The sequence below is a fragment of the Insulibacter thermoxylanivorax genome (assembly GCF_015472005.1).
Lineage (GTDB): Bacteria > Bacillota > Bacilli > Paenibacillales > DA-C8 > Insulibacter > Insulibacter thermoxylanivorax.
Genome location: NZ_BMAQ01000005.1, coordinates 189,723 through 205,564 on the forward strand (window position 1 = coordinate 189,723; position 15,842 = coordinate 205,564).

The 15,842-nt window shown below is 54.3% G+C and carries 12 protein-coding genes and 3 tRNA genes; all 15 read left to right on the top strand.

Going from position 1 to position 15,842, the window contains the following annotated elements; genetic code table 11:
* The first annotated feature begins 65 nt into the window (after window positions 1-65).
* The 15 genes from PRECH8_RS03905 (at window position 66) to PRECH8_RS03975 (ending at window position 15,538) form a co-directional block, all read left to right on the top strand.
* Window positions 66-1,211, top strand: coding sequence for a carbamoyl phosphate synthase small subunit (locus tag PRECH8_RS03905; RefSeq protein ID WP_200965772.1), 1,146 nt, complete (start codon window positions 66-68; stop codon window positions 1,209-1,211).
* Window positions 1,198-4,404, top strand: coding sequence for a carbamoyl-phosphate synthase large subunit (gene carB / locus PRECH8_RS03910; protein WP_200965773.1), 3,207 nt, complete (start codon window positions 1,198-1,200; stop codon window positions 4,402-4,404). Before PRECH8_RS03905 ends, carB begins: the two co-directional genes overlap by 14 nt.
* Window positions 4,405-4,470: 66 nt before the next feature.
* Window positions 4,471-5,229, top strand: coding sequence for an orotidine-5'-phosphate decarboxylase (gene pyrF / locus PRECH8_RS03915; RefSeq protein WP_276569087.1), 759 nt, complete (start codon window positions 4,471-4,473; stop codon window positions 5,227-5,229).
* Between the two features lie 89 nt (window positions 5,230-5,318).
* Entirely contained in the window at window positions 5,319-5,963 is a 645-nt protein-coding gene (gene pyrE / locus PRECH8_RS03920; RefSeq protein WP_200965774.1) for an orotate phosphoribosyltransferase, read from the top strand.
* Window positions 5,964-6,354: 391 nt separating this feature from the next.
* Entirely contained in the window at window positions 6,355-7,167 is an 813-nt protein-coding gene (locus PRECH8_RS03925) for an ABC transporter ATP-binding protein (RefSeq protein ID WP_200965775.1), read from the top strand.
* Window positions 7,168-7,186: 19 nt separating this feature from the next.
* Entirely contained in the window at window positions 7,187-8,230 is a 1,044-nt protein-coding gene (locus PRECH8_RS03930; protein ID WP_242457423.1) for an efflux RND transporter periplasmic adaptor subunit, read from the top strand.
* A gap of 5 nt (window positions 8,231-8,235) precedes the next feature.
* Window positions 8,236-11,130 (top strand): ABC transporter permease, encoded by a 2,895-nt coding sequence (locus PRECH8_RS03935; RefSeq protein ID WP_308808431.1) that lies wholly within the window; start codon window positions 8,236-8,238, stop codon window positions 11,128-11,130.
* Between the two features lie 3 nt (window positions 11,131-11,133).
* Window positions 11,134-12,027 (top strand): ABC transporter ATP-binding protein, encoded by an 894-nt coding sequence (locus PRECH8_RS03940; RefSeq protein WP_200965778.1) that lies wholly within the window; start codon window positions 11,134-11,136, stop codon window positions 12,025-12,027.
* Window positions 12,014-13,627: an ABC transporter substrate-binding protein gene (locus PRECH8_RS03945; RefSeq protein ID WP_200965779.1), complete on the top strand. Its 1,614-nt coding sequence runs from the start codon at window positions 12,014-12,016 to the stop codon at window positions 13,625-13,627. The genes PRECH8_RS03940 and PRECH8_RS03945 overlap by 14 nt, the downstream gene beginning before the upstream one ends.
* A gap of 125 nt (window positions 13,628-13,752) precedes the next feature.
* Window positions 13,753-14,286 carry a phosphatidylglycerophosphatase A family protein gene (locus PRECH8_RS03950; RefSeq protein ID WP_200965780.1) on the top strand — a complete coding sequence of 178 codons (534 nt, stop codon included), beginning with the start codon at window positions 13,753-13,755 and terminating at the stop codon, window positions 14,284-14,286.
* Between the two features lie 107 nt (window positions 14,287-14,393).
* Complete coding sequence (locus PRECH8_RS03955) at window positions 14,394-14,558, top strand: hypothetical protein (RefSeq protein WP_200965781.1); 165 nt, start codon at window positions 14,394-14,396, stop codon at window positions 14,556-14,558.
* Window positions 14,559-14,776: 218 nt separating this feature from the next.
* Window positions 14,777-14,850 (top strand) — tRNA-Met (locus PRECH8_RS03960).
* 7 nt (window positions 14,851-14,857) lie between these two features.
* Window positions 14,858-14,931 (top strand) — tRNA-Ile (locus PRECH8_RS03965).
* Between the two features lie 216 nt (window positions 14,932-15,147).
* On the top strand, window positions 15,148-15,315 hold the full coding sequence (locus tag PRECH8_RS03970) for a hypothetical protein (RefSeq protein ID WP_200965782.1): 168 nt from the start codon (window positions 15,148-15,150) through the stop codon (window positions 15,313-15,315).
* 150 nt (window positions 15,316-15,465) lie between these two features.
* Window positions 15,466-15,538, top strand: a tRNA-Val gene (locus tag PRECH8_RS03975).
* Window positions 15,539-15,842: the final 304 nt, after the last annotated feature.

Consider the following 15,842-nt stretch of genomic DNA (forward strand, 5'->3'; position numbering starts at 1 on the left):
AAGGTTGATGGATAGACAATGGCTGGTTAGACCTCTTGGGATATACGAGTGAAGGGATGATGAAGATGCAGGCAAGATTGTTGTTGGAAGACGGCACCTTGTTCACCGGGAAGGCTTTTGGCGCAAGCAGCGATGCTTACGGCGAGGTGGTATTCACCACCGGGGTGACCGGGTATCAAGAAGTGCTGACGGATCCTTCGTACTGCGGCTATATCGTGACGATGACCTATCCGCTGATCGGCAATTACGGGATCAGCCGGGATGATTTTGAAAGCGTACGCCCTTACATTCAAGGTTTGGTCGTGCGCGAGCAGGAGCTGGTGCCGAGCAATTGGCGGGCGCAATATACCCTTGACAGTCTGTTGAAGGAGTACGATATCCCGGGGATCAGCGGCATCGATACGCGGATGTTGACGCGCAAGATTCGTCAAGCAGGCACGTTGAAGGGGCTGATCACAACTTCGGATGCATCTGTGGTAGAATTGGCTGAGCGGCTTGGCGCTTATGATGTGCTGAAGGATCAGGTAGCCCGCGTCTCGACCAAATCGATGTATATCAGCCCGGGCTACGGGGAGCGCATCGTGGTCATGGATTTTGGCTGCAAAAGCAGCATCCTGCGCGAACTGACGCGGCGCGGATGCGATATCGTGGTTGTGCCTTATGATACGACCAGCGAACAGATTCGCAGACTGCATCCCGACGGCATCCTGCTGTCCAATGGTCCCGGAGATCCGAAACGGATCCCCGCAGCGATTCGCACGATTTCTGAACTGCTCGGAGAAGTGCCGATCTTCGGCATCTGTTTGGGTCATCTGCTTCTGGCGCTGGCCTGCGGAGCGGACACGGCGAAACTGAGCTGCGGTCACCGGGGAAATCATCCGGTGAAGGAGCTTAGGAGCAATCGCTGCTATATCACTTCACAGAATCATAGCTTCACCGTACTTGAAAGTTCGCTGGCAGGCACCGGCCTTGCGGTTACTCACATCAACAGCAATGACGGCTCGATCGAAGGGCTGCGCCATGAGCGTTATCCGGCCTTCTCTGCACAGTTCCATCCAGAAGCGGCGCCGGGACCGAAGGATTCCGGTTACCTGTTCGATGAGTTTCTGGATCTGATCAGAGAACATAAGGCGGTGTTGACCAAGCAGCCGAGCCAAGTGTTATTCACAGCCGAGAAGCGGAAGGGAGAACTGGTATATGCCGATCAATAAAGATCTTAAGAAAATCCTTGTCATCGGTTCCGGACCGATCGTCATCGGACAAGCTGCGGAATTCGACTATGCGGGAACGCAGGCTTGTCAGGCATTGAAGGAAGAAGGCTTGGAAGTCGTCCTGATCAACAGCAATCCAGCAACCATCATGACGGATACGAATATGGCGGACAAAGTTTATATCGAACCGATCACGCCGGAGTTCATCGCGCAGATCATCCGCCAGGAGCGCCCGGACGGGCTGCTGCCTACGCTCGGCGGTCAGACGGGACTGAATATGGCTGTGGCGCTGGCCAAAGCCGGTGTGCTGGAGCGGGAGAATGTGAAGCTGCTCGGCACTCAGCTGAGTGCGATCGAGCGGGCTGAGGACCGGGATCTGTTCCGCGAACTGATGCGGGAGCTGGAGCAGCCGGTTCCTGAGAGCACGATCGTGACCTCCGTACAGGAAGCCGTGGACTTCGCCGATGAGATCGGCTATCCGATCATCGTTCGACCGGCCTATACCCTCGGCGGCACCGGCGGCGGCATCTGCCATAACGAAGAAGAACTGCGCGAAGTCGTCACCAACGGCATCCGTTACAGCCCGATCGGCCAATGCTTGATCGAGAAGAGCATCGCCGGCATGAAAGAGATCGAATACGAAGTGATGCGCGATTCCAACGACAACTGCATCGTGGTGTGCAATATGGAAAACATCGATCCCGTCGGCGTACATACAGGGGATTCGATCGTTGTAGCGCCCAGCCAGACGTTGTCGGACCGCGAGTATCAGATGCTGCGCTCGGCTGCGCTGAAGATCATCCGCGCGCTGAACATCGAAGGCGGCTGCAACGTACAATTCGCGCTGGATCCGCACAGCTTCCAATATTATGTGATCGAAGTGAACCCGCGGGTAAGCCGTTCCTCGGCGCTCGCTTCGAAGGCGACGGGGTACCCGATCGCCAAGATGGCGGCGAAGATTGCCATCGGCTATACCCTTGATGAGATCATCAATCCGGTGACCGGCCAGACCTATGCCTATTTTGAGCCGGCCCTCGACTACGTCGTGACGAAGATCCCGCGCTGGCCCTTCGACAAATTCACCACGGCGAATCGCAAGCTGGGCACGCAGATGAAGGCGACGGGCGAAGTGATGGCCATCGGCCGCACCTTCGAGGAATCCTTGCATAAGGCGGTGCGCTCGCTGGAAATCGGTACCCATCGGCTGTATCTGAAGGATACGGAAAATCTGGATGATGAGACGCTGCGCACACGGCTCGTTCATGCAGATGATGAACGGTTGTTCTTAATCGCCGAAGCCTTCCGCCGCGGCTATGAACTGCAGGAGATTCAAGATCTCACGAAAATCGATTGGTGGTTCCTGCATAAGATCGAGGGGCTGGTGCGCTTCGAGGGCAGACTGCGCGAGGAGGAATTGACGCCGAAGCTCCTGTATGAAGCGAAGCGCAAAGGCTTCACCGATCTGGCGATTGCCGAACTGCGCGCGGCTGCCAATCCCGGCGGGCCGTACACCACGGAACAGGAAGTGCGCGAGTATCGCCTGAAGCTGGGCTATAAACCGGTATACAAGATGGTGGATACCTGCGCTGCTGAATTTGAATCGACGACACCTTACTACTATTCCACCTATGAGACGGAGAACGAGGTCATCGAGACGGACAAACAGAAGGTCATCGTTCTCGGTTCGGGCCCGATTCGCATCGGCCAAGGGATCGAATTTGACTATTCGACGGTTCATGCGGTATGGGCGATCCAAGAAGCCGGTTATGAAGCGGTGATCATCAACAACAACCCCGAGACGGTCTCAACGGACTTCAATACATCGGATCGCCTGTACTTCGAACCGCTCTTCTTCGAAGATGTCATGAATGTCATCGAGCAGGAGAAGCCGCTCGGCGTAATCGTTCAGTTCGGCGGGCAGACGGCGATCAACCTGGCCGGCAAGCTGGCTGCGGCAGGGGTGCGCATCCTCGGCTCGAGCCTAGAGAGCATCGATACGGCGGAGGACCGCAAGAAGTTCGAAGCCCTCCTCTCCAGCTTGAACATCGCCCAGCCGCCGGGAACGACGGTGACGAGCGTGGAAGAAGCCGTCGGCGCCGCAGCGAAGCTCGGATATCCCGTCCTCGTGCGCCCGTCCTATGTCCTCGGCGGCCGCGCGATGGAGATCGTGTACAATGATCAGGAGTTGCTGAGCTACATGGAGCAGGCAGTGAAGATCAATCCGGAGCACCCGGTCTTAATCGACCGATATATGCTCGGCAAGGAAACGGAAGTCGACGCCATCAGCGACGGTGAGACGGTGCTGATCCCGGGGATCATGGAGCATGTGGAACGCGCCGGTGTACATTCCGGCGACTCGATCGCTGTCTATCCGCCGCAGACGATCTCTGCAGAGCTGCAACAGCAGATGGTGGACATCACCGTGAAGATTGCACGCGCCCTTAAGGTTGTCGGGCTGATCAATATCCAGTTCGTCATCCATCAGGATCAGGTGTATGTGATCGAGGTGAATCCGCGTTCCTCGCGAACGGTGCCGTTCCTCTCGAAGGTGACGAATATCCCGATGGCGAACGTGGCGACGCGGGCGATCCTTGGAGCGAAGCTCCAAGACTTGGGCTACGAGACGGGTCTCTGGAAAGAAGATGACTATGTCTCGGTGAAGGTGCCGGTGTTCTCCTTCGCCAAGCTGCGCCGCGTGGAACCGACGCTGGGACCGGAGATGAAATCAACAGGGGAAGTCATGGGCCGCGATGTGAACTTTGCGAAGGCTCTCTACAAAGGCCTCGTCGGCGCTGGCATGAAGATCCCGGCGAACGGCACGATTATCGCTACGGTGGCGGATAAGGATAAGGACGAAGCGGCTGAGCTCTTGAAAGGTTTTGCGAAACTCGGATATCACATCATGGCGACGAGCGGCACGGCGGATGTGCTGGAGCAGAAAGGCCTGCATGTGACACGGGTGAAGAAACTGAGCGAAGGTTCGCCGAATATCATCGACTTGATTCGCAAGGGTGAAGCCCATCTGATCATCAACACGCTGACGAAGGGCAGAACGCCGGAGCGCGACGGTTTCCGCATCCGCCGCGAAGCCGTGGAGAACGGCGTCGTCATGATGACGTCCCTGGATACGGTAAGAGCGCTGCTGCAGATGCTGGAGACGATTAATTTCTCCTCGGCGCCGATGCCTGTTTAATCAACCTGCACCCCCGAAGAGGATGAACAACAGTGAGAACGAACGAAGGAGGTCCTTATCTTGCAAATTACTGCGGCAGCTTCCCGGCTAATGGTGGCTCTCGATTACCCCAATGCTGCAGCGGCGGAGAGACTCCTTACGGAACTTAAGGGGATCCCCTGCTATATGAAAGTGGGCATGCAGCTGTTCTACGCTGCAGGCCCGGCTTTCATCGAACGCCTGCAACGCGACGGCTACCGCGTGTTCCTCGACCTGAAGATGCACGACATCCCGAACACCGTGAAGGGTGCAGCCCAGAGCATTGCGAGTATGGGCGTGGATATGTTCAATGTCCATGCGGCGGGCGGTGTGAAGATGATGGAGGCGGCTCTTGCGGGCGCGGCTCTTGCGGGCACTGCAGCCAAGGAAGCGGGAAGCACCCCTGAGCAGCCGCTGGTCATCGCTGTTACGCAGCTGACCAGCACGGATCAGAGGGTACTGAACGAGGAAATCGGCATTCAAGGCACGGTAGAAGATGCCGTCGTCCATTATGCGAGATTAGCTCGACTGGCGGGATTGCACGGCGTGGTCGCCTCGCCGCTGGAAGTGAAGCGGATCAAGGAGACCTGCGATGCATCGTTCATCACGGTAACCCCCGGCATTCGCCCGCAGGGAGCGGAGAGAGGCGATCAATCCCGTGTGATGACGCCAGGGGAAGCGATCCGCCAAGGAACGGATTATATCGTCGTCGGCCGGCCGATCACCGCTGCGCCCTCGCCGCGGCAGGCCGCCGAAGCGATCCTTGCGGAGATGGCGGAAGCGTTGGCGGAGTTGTCTAGCCGATAAAGAATCTTTATGAAACATCTTTATGAAGAATTCTTCAAAGCCGGCATTCGGCATGTTTGTTATAAAAAATCAATAGGAGAGTGGAATTCATGCATACAATGGACACCAAAGCGCAGCAGATCGCAAAGGCTCTTCTCAAAATCGGCGCGGTGAACCTCAGCCCGAAGCAGCCCTTCACCTGGACTTCGGGATTGAAGTCGCCGATCTATTGCGACAACCGCTTGACCATCTCCTATCCGGAGATTCGCGAGCTCATCGCGGAGGGGTTTGCAGAGCTGATCAGGGAGGAATATCCGGAGACGGAGCTGATCGCAGGAGCGGCTACCGGCGGGGTGCCACATGCAGCGCTTGTCGCTGACCGGTTGAAGCTGCCGATGGTCTATGTTCGCAGCAAACCCAAAGGTCACGGGCAAGGACGGATGATCGAAGGAGTACTTAAGCCCGGGCAAAAAACCATCGTGATCGAGGATCTGATCTCCACCGGCGGCAGCTCGCTGCGCGTCGCACAAGCGGTCAATGAAGCGGGAGGCAAGACTCTTGCCGTAGCGGCGATCTTCACCTATGAATTTGAATCGGCAAAGGAAGTTTTCCGCGCTGCGGGGATCGCGCTGCGTACGCTGTCCAATTATTCCACTCTCATCCAGGAAGCAGCAGCGAGCGGAGCGATCGATGAGGAAGAGTTGGAGCTGCTGCATCGCTGGAGACAGAATCCCGCTGCCTACGGTACGGAATGATGCACGGACAACGGCTGTTCTGCTTGTCAGGGCAGCTTTTTCTTATTATGCACTTATTTTGTTGCTAATCCGGCTTGGTAACTTTATCATTACTATAAGAAGGAAGTAAGCGGAAACATCAACCAGCCTCTGATGCTAGTGTGCGAGGATACGCATCTGTATAGGAAGATCGTTGATGATCATAGACCATGTCGATCAGCGGCCTGATAACGAATTGTGCGGCTATGGGACCGCTGTGTTATTGGTGAATCGCAGCTTTAAAGAATCGATCGCATCGCGATCGATTCAATAGATTAGTAGAATCTGCTTAATTTTTTATTGTGATGTGTAACATTTTGTTAGTATGCTGCGTCAAATAAGAGATGGAATTTATATAGAGGAGAGTATGACTATGGCCTGGTTTCGCCGAACTGGCAAGAAGTCTGCTGCAACCAATGAACAAGAAGATAGTACAGCATCCGTCGGTGTGATCGAACGCGGTGTGATCGAATGCGAAGCACCGCCGGTGCAGTCAGAATGGACGCCGCCCGCGGAGAAACTGCTGGAAGTGAGGAACGTGGAGCGGATCTTCCATGTGGGTTCCAGAGAGATCCATGTACTTAAAGGGATTAATATGGAGCTCGGCTGGAAGCAGCTCGTCATGCTGCGGGGACGATCGGGTTCGGGGAAGACGACGCTGCTCAATCTTATCGGCGGCTTGGACACGCCGACCAGAGGCGAGATCTACTTCCAAGGACAGCCGTTCCATGAGTGGAATGACGATGAGCGAACCGCAGCGCGGCGCAAAGATATCGGCTTCATCTTCCAAACTTATGCCTTGCTCCCGCTGCTGTCGGCCTATGAGAATGTGGAGCTGTCCCTTCGCATGGCCGGTGTGCCGCGCGGGGAATGGAAGGAGCGCATCACCCATTGCCTCGAATTGGTCGGGCTCAGCAAACGGATGCATCACCGGCCTTATGAGTTGTCCGGCGGGGAACAGCAGCGCGTTGCGATCGCCAAGGCGATTGCCCACCGGCCGAAGCTGATCCTGGCCGACGAACCTACGGCTGAATTGGACTCCCAGATGGGTGCACAGGTGATGAGCGTGTTCCGCGATATCATCGAAACGGAGCATATTACGATCTGCATGACTACACACGATCCGACGATAATGGAGGTTGCTGACCATGTCTATGAAATGGTGGACGGAAAGTTCATCTCGTAAGTCTCGCTTAAAGTCCCTTATGATCATCGTAATTGTGCTGATCATGACGGCGCTGAGCGGCTGTTCTCTGCTGCCTGAAGAACCGCTTGAGGAGCAGCTGCCGGCGATTACGCCGCCGACCATCTCGAAGAAACCGGAATATACCGTGACGACGGATACGATCGAGGTGAAGGTGCGCGGCATCGGGAAGATCATGTCCTTACAGGAAGAGGAGCTGTTCTTCACCAGCGATAATATGCGCATCCGTGATATCTTCGTACAGGTAGGCCAAGAGGTGAAAGCCGGAGAAGTGCTGGCCGAACTGGATACCACGCAGCTGGAGAATCAGATCCGGCAGAAACGTCTGCAGCAGCGCAGTGAAGAACTGGCGATGATCGAGATCCTGCGCAAGGCCGACGAGATTCCGCCGGATGAGTTAGAGCAGGCGAAGATTGATTTTGAGTTGAAGCGGCTGGAGCTCGTCGAGCTGGAGGAGGAACTCGAGAGAGCCAAGCTGGTCGCGCCTTTTGACGGCACGATCGTCTCGATCATGTACGACAAGGGCGATCAAGTGCAATCCTATCAGACGGTGATGGTGATCTCGGATCTCAGCCAACTAGCCGTTGCAGCTGAGCTTAGCGACAGCGACAAGGCGAAGGTCGCCGTCGGTATGGATGCGATCGTCGATATCAATGCCCATGGTCAATTCAAGGGCAAGGTCGCGCGTCTGCCGATTGAGAAGAACAATAACAACAATAACTATGACCCTTGGAATCCTTGGAATCCAGGCGGCAATCAGGACAGGGAATCGATCGATGATTATATGATCGTCGAGATCGAGGATTTCCCTGAGAATGCTGCCCGCGGCACACCGCTCAGCGTACAGGTGATCATCGACCGCCGTGAGAATGTCACGGTGATTCCGCCCGCTGCGCTGCGGACGCTGTCGGGACGCTATTACGTGCAAGTCGTCGAGGAAGACGGCACGAAGCGCGAAGTGGATGTGGAGATCGGGCAACAGACGCCAACGCAAGTTGAGATTATCAAAGGATTGGAACCAGGACAGAAAGTAGTGGGTAAATAATGGGTATGCCGTTGTTACGATTTTTGTTCCGCAAGATGTGGAATACGCGGTGGATGACATTCACAACCTTGCTTGGATTGATCATCGCAGTAGCGTTTACGAGCGGTATCCCCATGTATTCGGACGGTGCGCTAAAGCGGCTTGTCGCCGAATCGCTCGAAGAGAGAAGCGCGGGCCTGCCCGCAGGCTCGCTGCTGTTCCGCTACCAGGCCGTCGGCAACACGCGGACGGATCTTAGTGCCTATCAGGCTGTGGACGAGTATATCCAGAATGATGTTCCGGGAAGAATCGGGTTTGACTACTATACATACGTAGAAACCACGGGGATTCGTGCGTCCACCGTCACCCCCGTTGATCCGGAATCCGTGGATACCAGCCGGCGGCGAACGATGAGCTTGCAGTCAATGAATGACATCGGTGAATACATCGAGCTGGTGAACGGCGAGATGTTCGCGGAGACGATCGAAGGCGATGTAATCGAGGCGATCGTCTATGAAGAAGCGCTCTATCGCAATAATTTCCGCGTCGGTGATGAGTTCTACTACCAGCTGATGACGGACAAAGGCATGCAATCCGTACGCGTCAAGGTCGTAGGTGCTTTCCAGCCGCTGGACGTGACCAATCCCTATTGGTATCAAGGATTTGAATCCCTGGCGAGCACCTTCCTCATCAGCGAGAAGGTGATGCACGAAGAGCTGCTGCAGGGGATGAAGGCGCCGCTCAACATCTCGAACTGGTTCTATGTCTTCGATCTGCGCGATATTACGACGAGTCAGCTGACCCCGCTGGCGAAGGCGCTGGATCGCATGGATATCGAGGTTTATCAGCTGCTTGAGGGCACGCGGATCTCCATCTCCTTCAAGCAGATGCTGAGTGATTTCCGCTCACAGAGCATGCATCTGCAGATGCTGCTATTCACGCTGGCAGCGCCGATGATCGTGATGGTGTTCTATTTTATAGCTATGATCTCGCGCCAGTCGCTGGAACGCCAGAAGAGCGATATCGCGGTGCTGCGTTCGCGCGGCGCCAGCACCAGACAGATCATCTGGATCTATCTATTAGAAGGGCTGATCCTGGGCGGCATCGCGCTGATCATCGGTCCGATGATCGGCTGGTTCGTGGCGAAGAGCATCGGGTCCTCCGACGGTTTCCTGTCCTTCGTGAACCGCAAGGCGATCCCGGTGGATTTCTCCTTGAATACGCTGATCTATGCGGTGCTGTCCGTGCTCATTGCCGTAGGCTCTTCGATGATCCCGGCGATCATCTTCGCCCGCTCGACGATTGTCAATCTGAAGCAGCAGATGGCCAGGGCGGACCGCAAGCCGCTGTGGCACCGCTTCTACTTGGATATCGTGCTGCTGGCGATCTCGGCTTACGGCTGGTACCTGTTCTATGAGAATCAATATATCTCGCTCGCTACGGGATTGACGAACGATCAGCTGCAGGTGGATCCGCTGCTGTTCTTCGTCCCGGCGATCACCATCTTCGCCTTGGGGCTGTTCTTCCTGCGGCTGTTCCCGCTGCTCTTGAAGCTGTTCAGTTTGCTCGGCGGCAAATGGCTGTCGGTGCCGCTCTACTTGACGCTGACCCAGCTGGCGCGTTCGGCGAAAGCTTACTACCCGCTGATGATCCTGCTGATCTTAACGCTGGGGCTGGGTGTATATAACTCCTCGGCAGCGCGGACGATCGATCTCAACTCGACGGAACAGCTGCTGTATCGCTATGGCTCCGATGTGATCGTGAAGACGGTGTGGGAAGGATACAGCGCCAGCCTGCCCACGGGTCCGCCGAGCGGCGGAGGAGGGGGCGGCGGAGGCGAGCAGCCGAACAATCCGAACAATCCGGGCAATCCCGGCGGTCCTGGTTCCCCAGGCGGCCAGCCGTCACCACCGCCGCAGATGTTCTACCGTGAACCGCCCTTCGAGATTTATCGCACCCTGGAAGGGGTCGAGCACGCCGCGAAGGTGCTGAGGACCAATGTGAATGTGGTGGTATCCGGACGTTCGAAGGGGCAGGGAGAACTTCTCGGCATTCAGAATGACCAGTTTGCACCGGTTGCTTGGTTCCGTCTGGATATGTTCCCTAAGTATCATCCCTATGCATATCTGGATGCATTAGGCTGGCACGAGAATGCGGTTATCATCTCTCAGAAGTTCGCTGACGAGAACATGCTGGAGCCTGGGGATACGGTCTCCTTGGTCATTCAGCAGAACCGCCTCGAGTTCATCATCGTCGGAACGGTGCCCTATTGGCCGTCGCTGTATCCAGATGAAGCGCCGTTCTTCATCGTGAACCTCGATTACATCTATGATCAGGTTCCGCTGATCCCTTATGAGGTCTGGTTGAAGATGGAAGAAGGGGCGCTGTTGTCCCCGATTATCGAAGGACTGCAACAAAACAATATCCATATATCGTCTATAGAGGATGTAAGAAGGGAATTGAATGAGCAGGCAAGACACCCGTCGCGGGGAGGCGTATTCGGGATCTTAAGCCTCGGCTTCCTCATCTCGGTCATCATCTCCCTGATCGGTTACTTGCTGTACTGGTTCTTTAACCTTTCGAGCCGCGTGGTACAGTTCGGGGTCTTGCGTGCCATGGGCCTTTCGCGCAGGCAGTTGACGGGGATGCTGCTCTTGGAACAAGTGTTCACAGCGGGGTTGTCGATCATCCTGGGCATCGGTATCGGCCGTTTGGCCAGTTATCTATACCTGCCTTTCCTGCAGACGAGCCAGAACGTGAAACAGCAGGTGCCGCCATTCCGCGTCATCTTCGATGCTAAGGACGATCTAGCCATCTACATCGTCGTCGCCGTCATGCTGGCGATCGGAGCAGCCATGCTGTTCATGCACATCCGCCGGCTGAGGGTGCATCAAGCGGTTAAACTTGGAGAGGAGCGGTGATCGATGATCTATTGCGAAGGATTAGTCAAGATCTACAAGACCGACGTCGTCGAAGTCGTGGCCCTTCAAGGCTTGAACATCGAAGTTCGTAAAGGCGAGATGATGGCGATCATCGGCAACAGCGGAAGCGGCAAATCCACCCTGCTCAACATCCTCGGCGGCCTCGACCGGCCGTCGGCCGGGCAGGTGCGGGTAGGCGAATGGGATCTGCTGAAGATCACCGACAAGCAGTTGGTTGAGTATAAACGCAAGACCGTCGGCTTCATCTGGCAAAACAATGCCCGCAACCTGCTGCCTTTCCTGACGGCGCTTGAGAATGTTGAAGTGCCGATGATGCTGAATGGTCAGTATGACCGCGCCTACGCCAAGCAGCTGCTGGAATGGGTGGGGCTGAAGGATCGCATGCACAACAAGCTCCACCAGCTGTCCGGCGGTGAGCAGCAGCGGGTGGCCATCGCCATCGCCCTTGCCAACCGGCCGCAGCTGCTGCTGGCGGATGAGCCGACGGGGTCCGTGGATACGCAGACAAGCGATCTCATCATGGGAATCTTCCGCAAGCTCAACCAAGAGCTGGGCGTGACGATCGTCATCGTTACCCACGATCTGTCCTTGGCCAGCAAGGTTGACCGCGTCGTGGCGATCCGCGACGGCATGACGAGCACAGAGTTCGTCAAGCGCAATCCGAATCTGGATCTGATGTCCATGGAAGGCCGGCGATCGATCAATGAAGGACATGAAGAGTATGTGGTGGTCGACCGCGCGGGCCGCCTGCAAGTGCCGAAAGAGTTCCTAAGCGCACTAGGAGTGGAGAACAAGGTGTCGATGGAATTTGACGGCGAGAAGATCATCATTAAAGCACCTAACCAATTGGAGGGGAATCTAAATGAGAAAGCATAAAGGATGGAAGAAGGTTATTATCATCTGTATCGCGATTTCTTTGTTCATCCCTGTACTGGCAGCATGTACGAGGGAGGCGCCGCAGTCGTCGGATACCGTTCGTACGCTGCGTTTCGCCAGCGGCAGCGGATATATCGGACAGAATGGTTCGGCGTTCCGCGAATTTACGGAGTTATTCGAATTTGAACATAAGAATATTGAACTGGAATACATCGAAACCATGGATCAGAGCTATTACTACGGTATGCCGACGCCCAATGAAGAGCGTCCAGACCCCCTGGATGCCCTAAAGGAAGCGATGACCGGTCCGACACCTCCGGATATCGTCATGCTGGAGTATCATCAGCTGCCTGAGCTCATCAACGAGAATTTGCTGCTTTCGCTCGATGAGATGATCCAGCAGGAACAAGACTTCAATGTGGACGATTATGTCCCGGCGGTGATCGAAGGGCTGCGCAAGCCTGGTAATGGTACTTTATACGCACTGGCGCCATTGTTTTATTCCTCTGCTGTCATCTACAATAAGCAGCATTTCATCGACCGCGGCGTGGAATTCCCGACCGATGGCATGACTTGGCAGGAGATGTTCGATCTGGCTCGCCGCGTAACGGTGAATGATGAGAACAACCCCGTGTACGGCTTCGCCTTTAACAATTGGTACGGCGGCGGAATCTATGAACTTTTCTACAATATGAGCCTGTATACGCAGCCGCTCGGGTTGAAATGGATCGATGAGGAAACCCTGCAGATGACGGCGAACACACCTGGCTGGCAAGAAGTATGGCAAACCTTCGCCGATCTGTACAAGGAAGGCGTGTTCCCGAAGGAGCCCGACTACAGCAAGCCGCGTGAAGGAAGATTCGCTTGGGATGTGTTCCTGTCCGGTGAAGCTGCCATGGCCGTTGTTTCTTACAGCTATCTGAATGAAGTGATCACGGCGAACAACAGTGCGGCCAATATCGAGGGCTATGAGCCGATCGACTGGGATGTGGTCTCGCTGCCTACGCATCCGGAAGCACCAGGTGTAGGTTCCAACATCTCCTACTACGGAATCTTCGCGATCAACGCGAACGCAGAGAACGTCGAGGATGCTTGGGAATTCATCAAGTTCGTCACCGGTGAAGATTGGGCACGCGTGAAATCCAAAGCAAACTACTATCTGGTCGCCAGACAGTCCTACATTCAACCATTTGACGGCGCAGAGTACAATTTGAACGCTTTCTTGAACCTTACGCCGCCTGAGTATTCCAACACTGAAATGATTCTCTATGAAAAATTGCCGGATTACTGGTCGGTTCAGAATATTGGGCAGATGAAATTTGCGGAAGTCGTCAACAACGGCAAGGATATCCAGCAAGCGCTGCAGGAATGGGAGACCGAAGGTCAGATGATGATTCAGCAAATGCTTGAGAACAAGGATAATCCGAACGGAGATTTCGGCATCTTGCCGATCGATATCCAGATTGGCATCGCTTCTGGGGAGATTGATCCTGAGGATGTCTTGACTGACTTCGAAGACGTTGAATTTACAGAAGAGGAGATCATCGTCGATGACATGGCAGACGATGTGATCGAGGAAGAAACTGCAGAACAGGAATAAGCTGAATCCTAACCGCGCCCGGAGTGATCCGGGTGCGGTTATGCGTGTATATGCACATTTTTGCTATAACGGGTCTTCAACTGTGTATGGTATAATGGAGATTGTTGAGGGGAGAGTGAAAGAATATGAAACGCAGAGTCCATAGTGATGAAGTGAAAGCGGCTGCTTTGCAGAAACTGGAAGAACGAGGCGTCAAGATCGAAGATATCGCGGAGATCGTCTATACGATGCAATCCCCATATAACCAAGACCTGACGATGGAGCAGTGCATCAACAGTGTAGTCAAGGTATTGGAGAAACGCGAAGTGCTCCATGCTCTTCTGGTCGGCATCGAGCTTGATGTGCTTGCAGAGCAGGGCAGATTATCGGAACCGCTGCAATCCCTCGTTGAGACCGATGAAGGCCTCTTCGGCTGCGATGAAACCCTGGCCCTGGGTTCGGTGCTTGGGTATGGCAGCATCGCGGTAACCACCTTCGGTTACCTGGATAAGGATAAGATCGGTGTGATCAAACGTCTCGACACGAAACGCGGACTTGGCGTTCACACGTTCTTGGATGACCTGGTCGCAAGCATCGCTGCCGCTGCATCGGGCCGACTTGCTCACCGCATGCGCGATGAGGAAGAGAACGGCAATGCGCCGCAAGAGAGTGCCGGCTGAGCGAGCGCTTTGATTTTGCCAATTCATACCCATGTGCCATAGGATATATTCCGGTCTTTTCTGGACACACTAGGTGTTAAGAAAGCTGAACACGGAGTGGTACGGTTATGAATTGGATCTATTGGGGCAAACTTTATGATTCCAAATTCCAGGCTTCCTGCTTAGCGAAAAGGATGGAAGAAGATTGGTGGATCTATGGGTATGAATGCCCTGGACAAGTTGAAGTTTTTCGCTCGCGGCGAGGCCGGTTTGGCGTGCGCTTCACGGTCTAGCATAGATTGAATTCATAGGATGGAGCTGCGCAGCTTAGAATGAACTCCCTGAATATACGAATAAGATGCTTGATATGATGGGTTTAACACAAGTGTTGAAACAGCCGCCGCAGGAATAAAATTCATTCTCGGCGGCTGTTGACTTCTTCTTGATCTGTGTGATAAGATAATAAATGTCGCTAATTAATAGTTTCTCTTAGTAATAACCCTACTGACGACGCGGGGTGGAGCAGTCTGGTAGCTCGTCGGGCTCATAACCCGAAGGTCGCAGGTTCAAATCCTGCCCCCGCAATATCTAAGGGCCTTTAGCTCAGTTGGTCAGAGCGGTCGGCTCATAACCGATTGGTCACAGGTTCGAGTCCTGTAGGGCCCATATGAATATCGGATACATACTTCGTGCATACGGAGTTCAGACAGAAGTTGTCGACATCGAGTCGGCAGCTTCTTTGTTTTCGTCTAATGTTCTTCTCGTGAGAAACTGCGTATCACAGCTGGAAGCTGAAGGAAGTCGGAGCGGAGCATGTATGCGGCCGGCATATCTCGGTGAGAATAGGACCTAGAACTCAGCGAAAGGGGGACGTACAAGGAGATGGTTATTCAGACAAAGGATTATCAGATCGCCGCGCTGGAGCCTGACAGCGACGCGGTCAAACTGCTGCAAGAGGCAGAAGCAACCATCGCGGAACTGACCGGCCGAGAGGTCACATTGATTGCTTACGAGAGGAGCGAGGACCTGCCGCCTGCTAATCCGACTTAAGGATGAAGCCTATCTTCACAGTAACGCAGGAAACGGACCCTTATTCTATCTCGCCCTGTTGTGTGTTTCTCGAAAAAATAAAATAAATAGTTGACAACAGGTCTAAATCTTGATAATATAGTTCTTGTCGCCAATGAGAATAGTTAATATGACCTGTTAGCTCAGTTGGGAGAGCACCATCTTGACAGGGTGGGGGTCAGTGGTTCGAGTCCACTACAGGTCATCAGCGGGAACCCTTGCGAAGCAAGGGTTCTTTTGTATTATTGAGCGATTTTACAATCCCCATCAGCATGCATCCATCTGTTTCATCATGCCCTGTCCGATCGGCGAACGTTGGTCGTGACTTACTTGCAGTGTTTATAGAAAACGAATAGAATAATAGGGTTGATAGTTCACGAGAGCAGGTCCTATGGATCTATTCTTTGTGCAGTGAAGAAATGGGATGGAATCATTCTCTAAAATAAGAAACTTTTTACAAATGACAATGCTTGATGCTTCGAATTATGCTTATATTCAAATTCTGAAAA